The sequence below is a fragment of the Acinetobacter sp. XS-4 genome (assembly GCF_023920705.1).
Classification (GTDB): domain Bacteria; phylum Pseudomonadota; class Gammaproteobacteria; order Pseudomonadales; family Moraxellaceae; genus Acinetobacter.
The window spans coordinates 3,127,620-3,144,326 of the sequence record NZ_CP094657.1; the positions used below are offsets into that span (position 1 = coordinate 3,127,620).

Genomic DNA, 16,707 nt, shown 5'->3' on the forward strand with positions numbered 1-16,707 from the left:
AAAAATCCTCTGTATTCTTAAATTAAATTATGACAATTATATGACAAAGCAGCGCCTGATGAAGTCAATTTTTCATATTTTGACCTCATTTGATGCACCTTTCCTCTATCCAATTTATTTTTTTATTAAAATACAATAATTTAATTCAATTTATATCTTCCTTATTTATGACTATTTTTAAAGCAAAAATATCTACAAAATTAGCTGTATGATTATTTTTTAAACAGATTAAATGTCATAAAACGGAATATTGGAGATGAAATATTTCAATATAATGATCATTTCATGAATATTTGATGAAAAAACAGTCTCATTTGTCATAAAAGCCATTTTTCTAATGAATCTATTACAAGTGAATGATGGGTCGTTATAGCTCATCAATTGCGCAACTATTCTGTTACAATAGCGCCGCATTTTTAAATTTGTACAATATCGGGGTTTTATATGTCCACGCTTGCCACCCTAAAAGCGCTTCTTGCCAAACGCATTCTGATTATTGATGGTGCGATGGGTACCATGATTCAACGCCATAAACTAGAAGAAGCCGACTACCGTGGTGAGCGTTTTGCCGATTGGGCACATGACTTAAAAGGTAACAATGACCTTCTTGTACTGACTCAACCCGAAATCATTCAAGGTATTCATGAAGCTTATCTTGATGCAGGTGCAGACATTATTGAAACCAACAGCTTTAACGGCACGCGTGTTTCAATGTCTGACTACCACATGGAAGATCTTGTTCCAGAGATTAACCGTGAAGCAGCACGTTTAGCTAAAGCAGCTTGTGAAAAGTATTCGACTCCAGATAAACCTCGTTTTGTAGCAGGTGTACTCGGCCCAACATCGCGTACCTGTTCAATTTCACCCAATGTAAATGACCCTGCCTTTCGTAACATTACCTTTGATGAGCTAAAAGAAAACTATATTGAGGCAACTCATGCGCTGATTGAAGGCGGTGCAGATATCCTTCTGATTGAAACCGTTTTTGATACATTAAACTGTAAAGCTGCAATTTTTGCGGTGAAAGAAGTCTTTAAGCAACTTGGCTATGAATTACCACTCATGATTTCGGGGACCATTACCGATGCCTCAGGTCGTACCTTAACAGGTCAAACTGCTGAAGCGTTCTGGAACTCTGTACGCCATGGTGACTTACTTTCAATTGGTTTTAACTGTGCCCTTGGTGCAGATGCCATGCGTCCTCACGTTAAAACCGTGTCTGATGTGGCTGATACATTCATTTCTGCCCATCCAAATGCAGGCTTACCAAACGCTTTTGGTGAATATGATGAAACACCAGAGCAAACTGCTGCTTTCTTAAAAGAATTTGCAGAAAGTGGTTTGATCAATATTACCGGCGGTTGCTGTGGTACGACACCAGATCATATTCGTGCGATTGCCAATGCTGTAAAAGAAATTGCACCACGTCAAATTCCTGAAACTAAACCAGCTTGTCGCTTAAGTGGTTTAGAACCATTTAACATTTATGATGACTCATTGTTCGTTAACGTCGGTGAACGTACCAACGTTACTGGTTCAAAAAAATTCTTACGTCTTATTCGTGAAGAAAACTTTACCGAAGCTTTAGAAGTTGCCCAGCAGCAAGTCGAAGCTGGCGCACAGATTATCGACATTAACATGGATGAAGGGATGCTCGATTCGCAAAATGCGATGGTACATTTCTTAAACCTTGTGGCATCTGAGCCAGATATTTCACGTGTGCCAATCATGATTGACTCATCAAAATGGGAAATCATTGAAGCAGGCTTAAAATGCGTACAAGGTAAGCCCGTTGTTAACTCGATTTCCTTAAAAGAAGGTTATGACGAGTTTGTCGAAAAAGCTCGCCTGTGTCGCCAATATGGTGCTGCAATTATTGTGATGGCTTTTGATGAAACTGGTCAGGCCGATACTGCTGAGCGTAAACGCGAAATCTGTAAACGTTCTTATGATGTTTTGGTTAATGATGTAGGCTTCCCTGCTGAAGATATTATTTTTGACCCGAACGTGTTTGCAGTGGCAACAGGTATTGAAGAACACAATAACTATGGCGTCGATTTTATTGAAGCCACAGGTTGGATTAAACAGAATTTACCTCACGCCATGATTTCTGGTGGTGTATCGAACGTTTCATTCTCGTTCCGTGGTAATGAGCCTGTTCGTGAAGCAATTCACTCTGTGTTCTTGTACCATGCCATTAAACAAGGCATGACCATGGGGATTGTAAATGCTGGTCAAATGGCGATTTATGACGATATTCCTAAAGAACTCAAAGATGCCGTTGAAGATGTTGTTTTAAACCAGAACCAAGGTGAATCTGGTCAACTTGCTACTGAAAAATTGCTTGAAGTCGCTGAAAAGTTCCGTGGTCATAGTGGTGCTCAACGCGAAGCTGAAAACCTTGAATGGCGTAATGAAGCTGTAGAAAAACGTCTTGAATATGCTTTGGTTAAAGGTATTACCACTTACATTGACGAAGATACCGAAGAAGCCCGCCTAAAAGCCAAACGTCCTTTAGATGTAATCGAAGGCGCTTTGATGGATGGCATGAACGTTGTTGGTGACTTGTTCGGTTCAGGCAAAATGTTCTTACCTCAGGTTGTGAAATCTGCACGTGTCATGAAGCAAGCTGTGGCTTGGCTCAACCCGTACATTGAAGCTGAAAAAACCGGTAGCCAATCTAAAGGTAAAGTCTTGATGGCAACTGTTAAGGGCGACGTACACGATATTGGTAAAAATATTGTAGGCGTGGTACTAGGCTGTAATGGTTACGACATTGTTGACCTTGGCGTGATGGTGCCTTGCGAGAAGATCTTGCAAACTGCAATTGATGAAAAATGTGACATCATTGGGTTGTCAGGTCTGATTACCCCATCTTTAGATGAAATGGTGTTTGTTGCGAAAGAAATGCAACGTAAAGGTTTTAACATTCCTTTATTAATTGGTGGTGCAACAACGTCAAAAGCACACACAGCAGTAAAAATTGACCCTCAGTACCAAAACGATGCGGTGATTTATGTTGCAGATGCTTCACGTGCTGTGGGCGTTGCAACTACCCTGCTTTCAAAAGAAATGCGTGGAAAATTCATTGAAGAGCACCGTGCTGAATATGTCAAAATTCGTGAGCGCTTAGCCAACAAACAGCCTAAAGCTGCCAAGCTAACTTATGCAGAGTCTGTTAAAAACGGCTTTAAAATTGATGAGAGTTATGTTCCCGCAAAACCAAATCTTTTAGGAACACAGGTCTTAACCAATTACCCACTTGCAACACTTGTAGAATATTTTGACTGGACACCATTCTTCATTTCTTGGAGCTTGGCAGGTAAGTTCCCGAAAATTTTAGAAGATGAAGTGGTCGGTGAAGCTGCAACAGATTTGTACAACCAAGCTCAAGCAATGTTGAAAGATATTATCGACAACAACCTTTTTGATGCACGTGCTGTATTTGGTATGTTCCCTGCTCAGCGCACTGATGCTGACACCGTCAGCGTATTTGATGAAGCGGGTCAAAAGGTTACGCATACTTTTGAACATTTGCGTCAACAATCTGACAAAGTGACAGGTAAACCAAACTTGTCTTTAGCAGATTACATTCGCACTGACCGTGAGCAACAGGACTACTTGGGCGGATTCACTGTATCAATTTTTGGTGCAGAAGAACTGGCAAATGAATACAAAGCTAAAGGTGATGACTACTCTGCAATTTTAGTTCAGTCACTAGCCGACCGTTTTGCTGAAGCCTTTGCAGAACACTTACATGAACGCATTCGTAAAGAGTTCTGGGGTTATAAAGCTGACGAACAGCTAGGCAATGAAGAACTGATTAAAGAGAAATATGTCGGTATTCGCCCTGCGCCGGGTTACCCAGCTTGCCCAGAGCACTCTGAAAAAGCAGTGTTATTCGACTGGTTAGGTTCTACAGACAAAATCGGCACCAAACTAACTGAACACTTTGCAATGATGCCACCATCTTCAGTAAGTGGTTTCTATTATTCTCATCCACAAAGTGAATACTTTAACGTGGGCAAAATCTCTCAGGATCAACTTGAAGATTATGCAAAACGTAAAGGTTGGACACTTGATGAAGCAAAACGCTGGTTAGGACCGAATTTAGATGATTCGATTGTTTAAGCTTAAGTAACAATATTAAATCCCCTCAATTGAGGGGATTTAATATTGTTCAAAAACACCTGTAATATGAGTCATACCATTTAGTGTATTCGCTCCTGCTTTTACATTATGAAAATAAAAGGTTTGTCTATTACTATCTGAAGTTATGCCAGAACAAAGAATTTCTCGATTTCCGCACATGAATTCTTGTTCACCAATTATTGTCTTAACGCTTAAATGTCCTGCAAGCTCTTGAATGATAGATATATCAATCAATTCATTATTATTTTCAAAACCTAGATTATAAATTTTTTGATCATTTTTAACTGTAGCTATATAACGACTATCAATAGGCAACATTACTATTTTTTGCCCACCCAATTGTAAATCACTATAAGTTTTTGGCATATTCATATTTACACTAATCTTTATTTTTTTACTATTAATGCGATCAATCAACTCTATATTTTCGAGATTAAACTCTATATTTTTTTGATCTTCCTTCCAAAACTGATCGCTCAATTTCTCTATATTTTCAAAATCCCCACCTTTATATACCAAATTAATTAATGCATTACTTTCCACCTTATTTTCATAAAATATTATACTTAAATATGAAATATCTTCATTTTTCTTCAAAGTAAATTTTTTTGTAGTGTATATTAATTCATTATTATAATATTGCTTTGACTCTTCAAAATCTATAATTTTAAAAATACTTCCATCAATAGCAATATCATTAACTTTGATAGCTGAAAACCTATCTTTTTGAAACAATGGCCAATTTGAAGGAACCGTAAAATTTATATTTCCAGACACAACTACGGGAACTCCATTTCCTATCTCCTCTCCATTTATAGAAGTTACTGAGAACTCATTTTTGGACTGATTCAAATCAAAACTCAATTTAAATTTATCCCCGAAATTTTCTATCTTATATGTCGTACCATCTGAACAAGTTAAGAGTGGTAAACATATAAGTGCCTTATTTAAAGTATCCTTCCATACTAAATAATCTAAACTCGCTATATTTGAATAAGGTTTTAATGAAATTGAGCCCAAGAGCTTTTTTTCCTGTCCCGTTAAATTAATCAAGACAGCCTCAGTAGGTTCATTACCATAAGCAATTAGGTCATAGTTGGTTATTGCTGGGTTTAATTCAACCTTTTCATTAACACTAATGCCTTGTATAAACAATGTATTATCTTTATTTGGTACTATACTTTGGTTATTTTCACCACATCCAGTCAACATTAAAAAACTTAATAGACTAAAGTGTATTTTTTTCATTTTTTCAAATCCTATTTATAATTTTTATTCATCTTATAACAGATAATTATTTAAACCAAACCTTCAAAATAGCCAACTTCCTGTTAATTGATGTCTACATTTCATTAGCATATTGAGATAAAAAATCTCCCAACTTTTAAAATTGAGAGATTTCAAAGAATCTATTTCAATATTACTTATATCAAGCAGACATTACTTTTACTTCAAATGTGCCTTAATCTTTTCTTTAACCGCCTCAGTTGAAATACCATATCGATCATGCAAAGTTGGTAACGCCCCTGCATCTAAAAATGCATCTGGCAAACCAATCATGTCAAAACGAGGGTGTTGACCATTTCTTAAAAGTAAGGACCCGACAGCTTCCCCTAACCCACCAATGACTGAATGATTTTCGGCTGTTAAAACAGGTCGACCACCTTTTGCGACTTCATCCAAAATAGTTTGTTCATCTAAAGGTTTAATTATAGGCACATGTAACACTGAAACCTCAATGCCCTCTTTTTCAAGCTCTTCGGCTGCCTCAAGTGCACGCATGGTCAATAAGCCAGTCGAAATGATAAGTAAATCTTTACCCGGCTTAATCACCTGTGCCTTACCCAATTTAAACTGGTAATTGTATTTATCGAGTACTAATGGAACCTGCCCACGCAATAGACGCATATATACAGGGCCATTATGAGCGGCAATTTGAGGAATTACTTGTTCGATTTCCAAGGCATCACATGGGTCAATGACCATCAAGTTCGGCATTGCACGGAAAATCGCAATGTCATCAGTTGCCTGATGACTTGGGCCATAGCCCGTAGTTAATCCCGGAAGTGCAGCCACAATTTTGACATTCAGATTATCTTCCGCAATCGCCATACAAATAAAGTCATAGGCACGGCGTGATGCAAAAACAGCATAGGTGGTCGCAAAGGGAACAAATCCTTCACGAGCAAGTCCTGCTGCTGCACTCATCAAAAGTTGTTCTGCCATGCCCATTTGGAAAAACTTGTCTGGGTTTTCTTTAGCAAAGATATGTAGGTCAGTGTATTTAGATAAATCTGCTGACAAACCTACGATATCGTCACGCTCTTTTGCCAAGGCATTCAGTGCATGTCCAAATGGTGCGGGTTTGGTCGGTTGGCCATCGGCAGCAATAGAAGCAATCATTGCCGAAGTGGTTAGTTTTTTCTTAGGAGGATTGGCTAACTGGCTCATGGTGTATTCCTTACTGTCCGTAGTGGGTCAAAATATTTAAAGCATCATCCCACTCATGTTCATCAACACGAATGAAATGTGTTTTTTCGCGGCTTTCCAAGAACGACACGCCCTTACCCATCTTGGTTTCACAAATAATGACGCGTGGGCATGTTCCCTTATGGTTTCGTGCTTGATCGAATGCCTCAAGCAAAGCTTCCATATCGTTGCCATCTACGCGTTGGGTGTACCAACCAAATGATTGCCAACGGTCTACAATGGGTTCAAACGCTAAAATTTCGCTTGAGTGCCCATCTGCCTGCTGATTATTCACATCAATAATGGCAATCAAGTTATCTAGTTTCCAATGAGAAGCAGACATCACCGCCTCCCATGTTGAGCCTTCATTTAACTCACCATCGGACAGTAAGTTATAGATAAAAGCATTCGACTCTTTCTGTTTCAGTCCTAAACATGCGCCGACTGCTATTCCAAGACCATGACCCAATGAGCCACCTGTAATTTCCATGCCTGGTGTATATGAAGCCATGCCCGACATCGGTAGACGACTGTCATCTGCTCCATAAGTTTCAAGTTCTTCAAGCGGAATAATTTTTGCTTCAATCAAGGCTGCATAGAGTGCAATTGCATAGTGCCCAATAGAGAGATAAAAACGGTCACGGCCTTCCCATTCTGGGTTTTCTGGCTGATATTTCATAGCATGAAAATAAGATACTGCCAGTAGATCTGCCGCACCCAAAGCTTGACCAACATAGCCTTGACCTTGTACTTGCCCCATGCGTAAAGCATGTTGGCGAATGTGGTAGGCACGTTGTTGCAATTCGGCAATTTGGCCTGCTTTATCAACATTTAACATTGTCATTTACTATTCCTTATTAACGATTAACCAGTTTTGCTGGAACACGCAGAACCAAGCTGGCACCGAAAATTAATACTGCTGTGATTAAGAACATGCCGATTGCATTTGAACCTGTGTTGGTGGTGACCCAACCGATTAAATAAGGTGAGCAGAAGCCTGCGAGGTTGGCGAAGCTATTGACGGCTGCAATACCTGCCGCTGCGGAAACACCACCCAAAAAGTTGGTCGGTAACATCCAAAATAAAGAGGATGCTGTCAGCACACCTGAGGCTGCGATGCAAAGGCAAATTAAAGAGAGGGTTAGATTTGAAGCGAATAAAGTCGCAAATGTGAGTGCTATAGCGCCTGCACACATTGGAATAATTAAGTGCCAACGGCGTTCTTGGAAATGGTCACCACTACGCCCTGCCAAAATCATGACCACAATCGCACACATATAAGGCAGGCTTGTGAGCAAACCGATATGCCAGTTATCACTAATGCCTGAGTTACGAATGAGAGTTGGCAACCAAAAGGTAATGGCGTATTGGCCCATTACCACACAAAAATAGATGCCTGCGAGCAACCATAAGCGTTTATCTGCGATGAACTCTTTAACGCTAGCATGACCTTCTTTGTGCTGGTTATCTTGAGCAAGCTCTTGCTTCACCAAGTTTTTTTCGTCTTGAGTTAACCAATTGGCGTCTTGAACTGAATCTTTTAAAACAGCGAGTACCAATAAGCCAACAAACACAGTAGGAATGGCTTCAATGAGGAACATCCACTGCCAGCCGAACCAGCCATGTACACCGCTCATTCGGTCCATGATTAAGCCTGAAAGTGGCCCTCCAATCATTCCTGAAATTGGAATAGCGATAAACCAAAGTACAGTCATGCGTGCACGGCGGTAAGATGGGAACCAATAAGTGAGGTAGAGCAACAATCCCGGAGCCAAACCAGCTTCAGCAACACCAAGTAAAAAACGCAAGGTGTAAAATTGCCATTCAGTTTCAACAAAGGCAAAACAGCCAGATAAAATGCCCCATGTAATCATGATACGGGCAATCCAACGTCTTGCCCCTACCTTATGGAGTACGATGTTGCTTGGCACTTCACAAAGAAAATAACCAATAAAGAAAATCCCTGCGCCTAGCCCATATACAGCTTCACTAAACTGTAAATCACTCATCATCTGGAGCTTGGCAAAACCCACATTTACTCGATCTAAATAGGCACAAAAATAACAAAGCATTAAAAATGGCATGAGCCGAAATGCAATTTTTCGATACGCCGATTTACGAACCGTTGTATCTACTTCAGATGAAAATACTGTATCCATCATGCGAATCCCTTTACATTTGGCCACAGTATCCTCTTGTGACCATCATTCTATTTTTAGTTTTTAAATGACAAGTGATTAATGAATCAGCATGCCACCATTTACATCAAGTGTTACGCCAGTTAAATAAGTTGATAGATCACTTGCCAAAAATAATGCTGCATTTGCAACGTCTTGTGCTTTGCCTAAACGTCCGAGTGGAATACCAGCAAGAATGTCATGGCGACGGTCATCATTCATTAAACCGCCAGTAATATCAGTATGGATTAGACCCGGAGTAAGAGAATTTACACGAATTTGGTCAGGACCAAACTCACGAGCCATCGCTTTTGCCAAACCTAAAACACCAGCTTTTGCAGCGCTATAATGTGGCCCGCCAAAAATACCACCACCGCGTTGAGCTGAAACTGAAGATAAGCACACAATGCTTCCACCACCATTTGCTTTCATCGAGGGAATAACAGCTTGCGACATAATCAGTGTTCCACGCAGGCTGACATCTAAAATACGGTCATAGTCATTGCGCTGAATATCGAGTGTTTTAACTGGCTGAGTAATCCCTGCATTGTTAATTAAAATATCAATCTTGCCGTAGTGCTGTAGTGCTTGTTCAACAGCTGCTTTGACCTGCTCTTCATTTGCAACATTTGCAGCAAGACCTAAATGTCCTTCACCAAGGGCCTTTGCAGCGTTTTGGCTTTGAGCAAGATCTAAATCAACAATAATGACCTTAGCACCTTGTTGTGCAAAGATTTCTGCGGTTGCTCGCCCAATTCCACGTTCTGATGCTGCACCGGTAATTAATGCCACTTTTCCTTGTAATAACATGTTCAATCCTCTTTTACGCTTTATTTCCTGAGTTCTGACTTAGAATCTCTTTTTTCACAAAGCCCAGCAATCAGCTCGAATTCAACAAGGCATGAAAAAAATTCATGCCTATGCTATTTTTAAATAAGTTTTAGGGATAAAAATGGATCATTTCATGGATAGTAGTGAAAACAATTTCAACCAGATGCCCTCAATTAAAACATTACAGGCTTTTGAACAAACCGCCCGTTTCGGCAATGTTGCCAAAGCAGCCGAGCATTTGAATCTCACCCCTTCAGCAGTAAGTCATCAAATTGCTAAGCTTGAAGAAATGATTGGGCAGAGTTTATTTATTCGTGGTGCTCGTGGTGTGACGCTTACCCCTTCTGGCGAACGCTATTTTCAAGACGTCACCACCATTTTGCATAACCTAATGTTAGCGACTGAAAAAGCTGCCGATAAAAGTCCTAAAGACAGTCTATATATTCACTCATCTCCAAGTTTTGGTTTGCTCTGGTTACTGCCTCGCCTTGAATCATTTAAAGAAAAATTTCCAATGATTCAGGTCAATCTGTCGTGTTCTTATGAAAATTTGCACTTTACCCGCGACAAGATCGATATTGATATCCGTCATGGTTTACCCAACTGGACAGGGGTAGAAATCAGAACCATTCGTAATGAAAAGTTAGAAGTACTTGCATCTCCCAAACTACTTGAACGCAGTCCTGTATATAAGCCTCAGGATTTATTAAAAAAAGAACTGATTTTATCGCGCTCAACCTTAGTTACTTGGCCACAATGGTTTGCCCATCAGGGTCTAAGTATTCCTGAGTTTCCCTATACTTTGAGTTTTGACCGCTCTTATATGTCACTTGAAGCAGCCACACATGGGCTAGGTTTTGTTTTAGAAAGTAATTTGCTTACTCAAAATTATTTGGACTCTGGAAAGTTGGTTAGAGTTTTTGCAGATGAGCTATCGATTCCTATTTCTGCTCATCATTTGGTGTATCCGCGAACGCATCAATTTATTCCTAAAATTGAGCTGTTTTTAAACTGGATTCATGATGAGTTGGCGGATTGAGAAAGTAATTTTTAAATGATTTGAATTTGCTCAACTCTTAAGTGATGCATCATCTCTCGAACAAATACAAAGTAGGTAAAAATATAAAGCTGATTTGGGGACACTTGGCTTGTGTAGTAGCTCAAACGCTCAATAAAATCATTAAACCCATGCTCAAGCTCAATACGGCTGATTTGCTTTTTAGCACTAAAAAATAACTCACTGAGTTGTGTCATGGCAGTATCAGACGTAACAGCTACCCCACTTATATTTAAATTTCTGAGTGGCTGTGACTCTATGATTTCTTCAATGAAATAAATCATCTTTTCGATAGCAAGTTCATCAATAACACCATGGCCGATACTTTTTGAATCAACAAAACCCAAGCCCTTTTCAAGTTGAATGTGCTGGTTGTCTAAGTCAAATGACAAGCCATTAGGACCAAGTGAAAACTTTAAAACCGAGTCGGGATGATTCATAAAAAAAGCTTACCGTTGAGTTTTATTAATAGGGTTAGTGCGAGTTTGTTCAATACTTAGAGTTGACAGCGCTAATCATCATTAACACTATATATAATAAAAAACTCTTTAAAAAGACGAAAAATGAATCTTATATTCATCTAATCTTACGATTAAAAAATAGAGTATAAGCATGAAAAAATTAGTAATTTTAACTTTCACAATCTATAGCTTTGCACAAATTACAAATGCTGCAACACTAAATATAAAACCATATGGCACAACTCAAGATGGCCAAAAAGTTGATCTATACACCATGAGCAATAACAAAGGAGTCTCAGTTTCTTTTATTAGCTTCGGTGGTGTAATTACACAAATTTTGACTCCTGATGCACAAGGTAAACAAAATAATATCGTTTTAGGCTTCGATGACCTAAAAGGCTATGAAGTCACTGATACCAAGGAAGGCATTCATTTTGGCGGATTAATTGGTCGTTATGCGAACCGTATTGGCAATGCTAAATTTAGCTTAGATGGAAAAACGTATAACCTTGAAAAAAATAATGGACCGAATTCATTACATAGCGGTAATCCGGGTTTTGATAAACGTGTTTGGCAAGTTAAGCCATTGGTTTCTAAAGGTGAAACCGTTAAAGCTTCTCTTAAGTTAACCAGTCCAAATGGTGATCAAGGTTTTCCCGGAAAATTAGATGTAGAAGTGATCTACAGTCTTTCAGATCAAAATGAATTCCAGATTGAATATAAAGCCAAAACTGATCAACCGACAGTCGTCAATCTCACCAACCACAGTTATTTCAACTTATCAGGCGCTGGGAATAATCCTTATGGCGTACTAGATCATGTGGTACAACTCAATGCAGACCGTATATTGGTAACCGACCAAAACTCCTTACCCACAGGTGAAATTGCTTCAGTTGCAGGTACATCTTTTGATTTTCGGAGGCCTAAGGCGATTGTGAAAGATATTCGAGCGAATAATCAGCAATTGGCCTATGGATATGGCTATGACCAAACTTGGGTAATTAATCAAAAGTCTCAAGGGAAACTCAATCTTGCAGCTAGTGTGGTTGATCCAAAATCTAAACGGACATTGCAAGTCTTAACTACTGAACCAAGCGTCCAAATGTATACAGCCAATCATTTATTAGGAAATATTGCGGGTGCAAATGGCGTACTCTATCGACAAGCAGATGCGCTAGCATTAGAAACACAGCATTTTCCAGATAGCCCGAATCAACCATCTTTCCCGTCTACACGTTTGAACCCAAATCAAACTTATAACAGTGTCACCGTATTTAAGTTTGATGTTCAAAAATAGTCTTTTAATTAGAGATATATTTGGCTAAAAAAGACTCTCAGCTGAATATGACTGAGAGTCTTTTTATTTATTTAACTTTTGTGTTTGGTAAAAATGCGGTTGCAAACCCAAGTAATGGCAAGAATGAACATAAACCAAATACCCATTCAATGCCGTTAACATCTGCTAAATGTCCCAACCCTGCTGCGGCAATACCACTTACCCCAAACATAAGACCAAACATTAAGCCTGCAATCATACCGACACGGCCCGGAACAGCTTCTTGTGCGTAAACCACCATTGCAGCAAAAGCAGATGACAACACCAAACCTGCAATAATTGAAAACACTGTTGTCCAAAATAAGTTTGCATACGGCATCATTAATGCAAATGGCGCCATACCAACAAATGAAACCCAAATAACAGCTTTACGGCCAATTTTGTCACCAATTGGACCACCTGCAAATGTACCTAAAGCGACAGCGGCTAAAAAAGCAAATAAATGCAACTGAGCAGTCTGGATGCTGATATGGAACTTTTGAATTAAGTAAAAAGTAAAGTAGTTGCTAATGCTGGCAATGTAGGTAAATTTAGCAAACATCAACACACTAATCGTGCTCAAAGCAATAATAAGCTTACGGCCATGCAATTTACTCTGTGCTTGGTTTGCACGTGTAGCTACCTGATTTTTAGCATGACTCACCGTCCAACGGCTTACGCCAAATAAAACCCAAATGGCTAAAAGTGCAAATATCACTAAGCCCGCAACTGCATGCTGCCCAAATGGAACAATCAATAACGCTGCTAACAATGGGCCAATCGCAGTGCCCGTATTTCCGCCCACCTGAAAAGTCGACTGTGCTGTACCGAAGCGCCCACCCGATGCCATTCGTGCCACCCGCGAAGCTTCAGGGTGAAAAGTTGCAGAGCCTACCCCAATAAGCGCAGATGCACATAACAATACTGTAAAGCTTGGTGAAAATGCCAACAAGATAATGCCGCAGAATGTGACCATCATTCCGAGTGGTAAAAGATACGGTTTTGGATGTTTATCGGTATAAAGTCCAATCCAAGGCTGAAGCAGCGAACCTGTAATTTGATATACAAACGAGATCAGGCCGACCTGAGCAAAACTCAGCGAAAAGTTTGCTTTTAGCATTGGATAAATAGCGGGTAGCACTGCTTGAATCAAATCATTCAATAAATGTGCAACCGCCACGGCGCCTACAATTTTAATAATCATTCCTTGAGGCTGATCATTTGCAACGGTATTGGCAATACCATCTTTCAATTGTATTGAAGACGTCATACCTGAAAAACTCCAATATTCTAAGTAAGGTGCTTATTGTAAATTGTCGCTTATAAAGTTATCTTCCAATAATCATCGTATAAGTGACAATTTTTAGGATAGATTATGTCCGATTCTCTTATTCAGTCTGATTTGTCCGAACTTGTGATTGGGCTATCTTCTGAGCATGCCTACCGAGAAATCACGCCGACTCATACACATACACGCGCTCAGTTTTTGTATGCATCAACAGGAAACATTCAGGTATTTACACCAAATAATGTCTGGATTGTGCCGCCCATGTGTGCTTTATGGATTCCTGCTCATGTCGAGCACAGTGTGATTTCACTCAGTCACGTTAAGTTAAATACAGCGCTGGTTGAAATAAATGCAGCCGCTTTAATGGGGCAACATTGCTTTATTATTCGGGTGAGCAATCTTTTGCATGAGCTTTTAATTCGTTTAAACGAAATTGAAAGAGAGGAATCACCTAATATTACGACCTCTCAGGAGCTTTCTCGTTCTTTGCAAATTCTGATTTTTGAAGAAATTCATCGAGCAAATTTATTGCCTATCCAGATTCCGTGGCCAAAAGACAAACGACTATTAAAAATTTGCCAAGCATTATTGCACGCTCCGAATCAATCAAAAGATTTAACGGATTGGGCAGATGATATTGGTGCGAGTTCGAGAACTTTAATGCGCATGTTCCAAAAAGAAACTGGGCTGTCTTATCGGGCGTGGGTACAGCAAATGCATATTGCACTTGCCTTGAGTAAAATCGCGAATAGTGAATCTATTGCTCAAATTTCTGAATCACTGGGATATAACAACCCCAGCGCGTTCAGTACGATGTTTAAGCGACATCTAGGAAAAACACCTCAACAGTTTAGAAGTGCCACGATGTCGCTATAAGTCTTTTTTTTGGAACGGATCTCATGTTTTTCCAATAAATCATCGAAATCATGATAGACATGAAGTTCCCGATCTTTGGCTGTTCTCGCATGATCTAAACGTTGTTCAGGATCTACTAAAACAAGGGTATGACCATCATCAATCAGACGATCTACACCTTCTAAAAACATACGCTTACCCACATCGTGAATCAGTGAAATCTGGGTTAAATCAATGACGATTGTGCTTTGGTCAGTCGTCTCATCTTGTAAAATGCGTAACAACATTTCAGCTTCGGTAAATTTCAATACGCCGCGAAGCACATATACACTTAATGAAGCATCTTTTCCTGTACGGTAATGGCTTTGCACAATCGTTTGTGCAGAAGGTGTACCTTCCATGAGGTGTAATCCCATGTCACGAGATAGGCGCTCTAAAATATCGATACCTCGAATACTGTGACCATGCTCATCTAAACGAGGAGAGAAAGCAGCAATACTGACCTGACCCGGCAGCACACCTAAAATACCACCTGCCACACCACTCTTAGCAGGAATGCCTACAGTTGAAAGCCAGTCACCCGCGGCATCATACATACCACAGCTCATCATGACACTGAGTACTTGTCTAACCACAGATCGGTTTAACAAACGCTTTCCAGTTTTAGGGTCAACCCCTCCATTGGCAAGCACACTGCCCATACGTACCAGATCTTTAACCGTCACCAAAATCGCACATTGACGAATATAACCGTTCACAATATCGACAGGATCAGTTTCTAAAATTCCGACAGTTCGCAACATATAACCGATCGAAAGATTACGGTAAGCCGTTTTGACTTCTGAATCATAGACAGACTCATCAAAACTTAATTCACGCCCCGCAAGCTCGCTCATAAAACGGCGTAGAATTTCTGCACTATGTAGACCATGTTTAACTTGAATTAAAGAATGTGTCGTAATTGCGCCAGAGTTGATCATCGGGTTTTTCGGACGACCATCTTTGCCCAATGAAATTTCATTGAAAGCTTCCCCTGAAGGTTCCACTCCTACTTTATCGAGTACTGCATCAATGCCAAGCTGTTGCATAACATAGGCATATACAAATGGCTTAGAAATCGATTGAATGGTGAATTCAGTATCATCATCTCCAATCGAATAAATTTCACCGTCTACCGTAGACATGGCCAAAGCTAATCGGTTTGGATTTGCATTTGCTAACTCTGGAATATAGTCAGCTAGATGTCCGCTATTATCTACCTCACAGGCTTCTATCACATTTGCCAAATAATCTGGGAGAGGGGTTTTCATGGTCAGTAACCTTAAATGAGGAGATTTACGCTTTCGAGCAATTTTTCAGCACAACCTACTGATAATATTAAAATTATAATTTTTAAGTGAAGTAAAAATCACGATATAAGTATTGTAATTCCGATAACTTATTTATTTCAAGCTCATTATACGTTTTTAAAAACTTTAAATAGAAGATTAGATTATTCTTTCTACAAATAGAACTCCATTTAAATGATCGACTTCATGTTGAACAATTCGAGCAGGAAAACCATGAAAAATCGTTTCAACAACTTCACCCCGAAGTGTTGAATATTTAACCTTTACCATTTCTGCGCGTTCAACTTGTCCGCGTTCATCTGGCACGCTTAAGCAACCTTCTTCACCTAAAAGGGTTTCATTTGAGAACTCTAAAATTTCAGGATTCACCATCACCACAGCGTCCATTTCAGGTGCGTCGGGATAGCGTGGGTTCGGCCTAGAAGCCACAATAATGACTCGTTTAGAGATATAAACTTGCGGTGCGGCAATTCCCACCCCATTACGTTCAAGCATCGTTGCTTGCATAGCCGCTGCAAGTTGATAAAGCCAATCACTGTTTAGCTCATTTGCCGAGACAGGAGCAGCAATCAACGTCAAAATATCTTCACCACGCTTAGCCACAGGTAAAACTACACTCATCCTTTGAATCTCTCATTAAATTGGCTATGACAAGTTTTATTGTGTCGCTGAACGGCTCAAAAGAAAAGTCATTCCTACATCTGTTTTTGTTTCATCTAATGCGTTTTTTGTTTTAAAGCTTTTTTATCTGTG

13 protein-coding genes are annotated in these 16,707 nt (G+C 39.6%); 4 read left to right on the forward strand and 9 right to left on the reverse strand.

What is annotated here, in order from left to right; all coding sequences use genetic code 11:
* Positions 1-444 precede the first annotated feature (444 nt).
* Complete coding sequence (gene metH, locus MMY79_RS14525; protein WP_252609721.1) at positions 445-4,131, forward strand: methionine synthase; 3,687 nt, start codon at positions 445-447, stop codon at positions 4,129-4,131.
* 39 nt (positions 4,132-4,170) lie between these two features.
* On the opposite strand, the gene MMY79_RS14530 is transcribed toward metH, so the two are convergent.
* From MMY79_RS14530 to MMY79_RS14550, 5 genes are all read right to left on the reverse strand, one after another.
* The gene (locus tag MMY79_RS14530) at positions 4,171-5,400 is read right to left on the reverse strand and encodes a hypothetical protein (RefSeq protein ID WP_252609723.1); all 1,230 of its coding nucleotides are present in this window, start codon (positions 5,398-5,400) and stop codon (positions 4,171-4,173) included.
* A gap of 198 nt (positions 5,401-5,598) precedes the next feature.
* Positions 5,599-6,603 (reverse strand): transketolase C-terminal domain-containing protein, encoded by a 1,005-nt coding sequence (locus tag MMY79_RS14535; RefSeq protein ID WP_252609725.1) that lies wholly within the window; start codon positions 6,601-6,603, stop codon positions 5,599-5,601.
* Between the two features lie 10 nt (positions 6,604-6,613).
* On the reverse strand, positions 6,614-7,459 hold the full coding sequence (locus MMY79_RS14540; RefSeq protein WP_252613531.1) for a transketolase: 846 nt from the start codon (positions 7,457-7,459) through the stop codon (positions 6,614-6,616).
* Between the two features lie 19 nt (positions 7,460-7,478).
* A complete protein-coding gene (locus tag MMY79_RS14545; protein ID WP_252613533.1) occupies positions 7,479-8,780 on the reverse strand; it encodes an MFS transporter in 1,302 nt (433 codons plus the stop codon).
* Positions 8,781-8,858: 78 nt separating this feature from the next.
* Positions 8,859-9,608 carry an SDR family NAD(P)-dependent oxidoreductase gene (locus MMY79_RS14550; RefSeq protein ID WP_252609727.1) on the reverse strand — a complete coding sequence of 250 codons (750 nt, stop codon included), beginning with the start codon at positions 9,606-9,608 and terminating at the stop codon, positions 8,859-8,861.
* Between the two features lie 184 nt (positions 9,609-9,792).
* On the opposite strand from MMY79_RS14550, the gene MMY79_RS14555 reads away from it, so the two are divergent.
* Positions 9,793-10,668, forward strand: a complete 876-nt coding sequence (locus tag MMY79_RS14555) for a LysR substrate-binding domain-containing protein (protein ID WP_252613534.1) — start codon at positions 9,793-9,795, stop codon at positions 10,666-10,668.
* A gap of 11 nt (positions 10,669-10,679) precedes the next feature.
* Here MMY79_RS14555 and MMY79_RS14560 read toward each other — a convergent pair whose 3' ends face one another.
* On the reverse strand, positions 10,680-11,126 hold the full coding sequence (locus MMY79_RS14560; RefSeq protein WP_252609729.1) for a hypothetical protein: 447 nt from the start codon (positions 11,124-11,126) through the stop codon (positions 10,680-10,682).
* 172 nt (positions 11,127-11,298) lie between these two features.
* On the opposite strand from MMY79_RS14560, the gene MMY79_RS14565 reads away from it, so the two are divergent.
* Positions 11,299-12,444 carry an aldose epimerase family protein gene (locus MMY79_RS14565; protein ID WP_252609731.1) on the forward strand — a complete coding sequence of 382 codons (1,146 nt, stop codon included), beginning with the start codon at positions 11,299-11,301 and terminating at the stop codon, positions 12,442-12,444.
* 67 nt (positions 12,445-12,511) lie between these two features.
* Here MMY79_RS14565 and MMY79_RS14570 read toward each other — a convergent pair whose 3' ends face one another.
* Positions 12,512-13,732 (reverse strand): MFS transporter, encoded by a 1,221-nt coding sequence (locus MMY79_RS14570; RefSeq protein WP_252609733.1) that lies wholly within the window; start codon positions 13,730-13,732, stop codon positions 12,512-12,514.
* A 105-nt stretch (positions 13,733-13,837) separates the two neighbouring features.
* Between MMY79_RS14570 and MMY79_RS14575 the strand changes: the two genes are divergently transcribed.
* Complete coding sequence (locus MMY79_RS14575; protein ID WP_252609735.1) at positions 13,838-14,626, forward strand: helix-turn-helix transcriptional regulator; 789 nt, start codon at positions 13,838-13,840, stop codon at positions 14,624-14,626.
* Here MMY79_RS14575 and MMY79_RS14580 read toward each other — a convergent pair.
* Together MMY79_RS14580 and def are read right to left on the reverse strand one after the other, a co-directional pair.
* Positions 14,593-15,915: a glutaminase gene (locus MMY79_RS14580; protein WP_252609737.1), complete on the reverse strand. Its 1,323-nt coding sequence runs from the start codon at positions 15,913-15,915 to the stop codon at positions 14,593-14,595. The two genes, MMY79_RS14575 and MMY79_RS14580, sit on opposite strands and share 34 nt — an antisense overlap.
* A gap of 177 nt (positions 15,916-16,092) precedes the next feature.
* Positions 16,093-16,575: a peptide deformylase gene (gene def, locus MMY79_RS14585; protein WP_252609739.1), complete on the reverse strand. Its 483-nt coding sequence runs from the start codon at positions 16,573-16,575 to the stop codon at positions 16,093-16,095.
* Positions 16,576-16,707 lie beyond the last annotated feature (132 nt).

Coding starts and splice junctions, on each gene's coding strand:
- metH (WP_252609721.1), top strand. CDS start 445: ATGTCCACGCTTGCCACCCTAAAAGCGCTTCTTGCCAAACGCATTCTG.
- MMY79_RS14530 (WP_252609723.1), bottom strand. CDS start 5,400: ATGAAAAAAATACACTTTAGTCTATTAAGTTTTTTAATGTTGACTGGA.
- MMY79_RS14535 (WP_252609725.1), bottom strand. CDS start 6,603: ATGAGCCAGTTAGCCAATCCTCCTAAGAAAAAACTAACCACTTCGGCA.
- MMY79_RS14540 (WP_252613531.1), bottom strand. CDS start 7,459: ATGTTAAATGTTGATAAAGCAGGCCAAATTGCCGAATTGCAACAACGT.
- MMY79_RS14545 (WP_252613533.1), bottom strand. CDS start 8,780: ATGGATACAGTATTTTCATCTGAAGTAGATACAACGGTTCGTAAATCG.
- MMY79_RS14550 (WP_252609727.1), bottom strand. CDS start 9,608: ATGTTATTACAAGGAAAAGTGGCATTAATTACCGGTGCAGCATCAGAA.
- MMY79_RS14555 (WP_252613534.1), top strand. CDS start 9,793: ATGCCCTCAATTAAAACATTACAGGCTTTTGAACAAACCGCCCGTTTC.
- MMY79_RS14560 (WP_252609729.1), bottom strand. CDS start 11,126: ATGAATCATCCCGACTCGGTTTTAAAGTTTTCACTTGGTCCTAATGGC.
- MMY79_RS14565 (WP_252609731.1), top strand. CDS start 11,299: ATGAAAAAATTAGTAATTTTAACTTTCACAATCTATAGCTTTGCACAA.
- MMY79_RS14570 (WP_252609733.1), bottom strand. CDS start 13,732: ATGACGTCTTCAATACAATTGAAAGATGGTATTGCCAATACCGTTGCA.
- MMY79_RS14575 (WP_252609735.1), top strand. CDS start 13,838: ATGTCCGATTCTCTTATTCAGTCTGATTTGTCCGAACTTGTGATTGGG.
- MMY79_RS14580 (WP_252609737.1), bottom strand. CDS start 15,915: ATGAAAACCCCTCTCCCAGATTATTTGGCAAATGTGATAGAAGCCTGT.
- def (WP_252609739.1), bottom strand. CDS start 16,575: ATGAGTGTAGTTTTACCTGTGGCTAAGCGTGGTGAAGATATTTTGACG.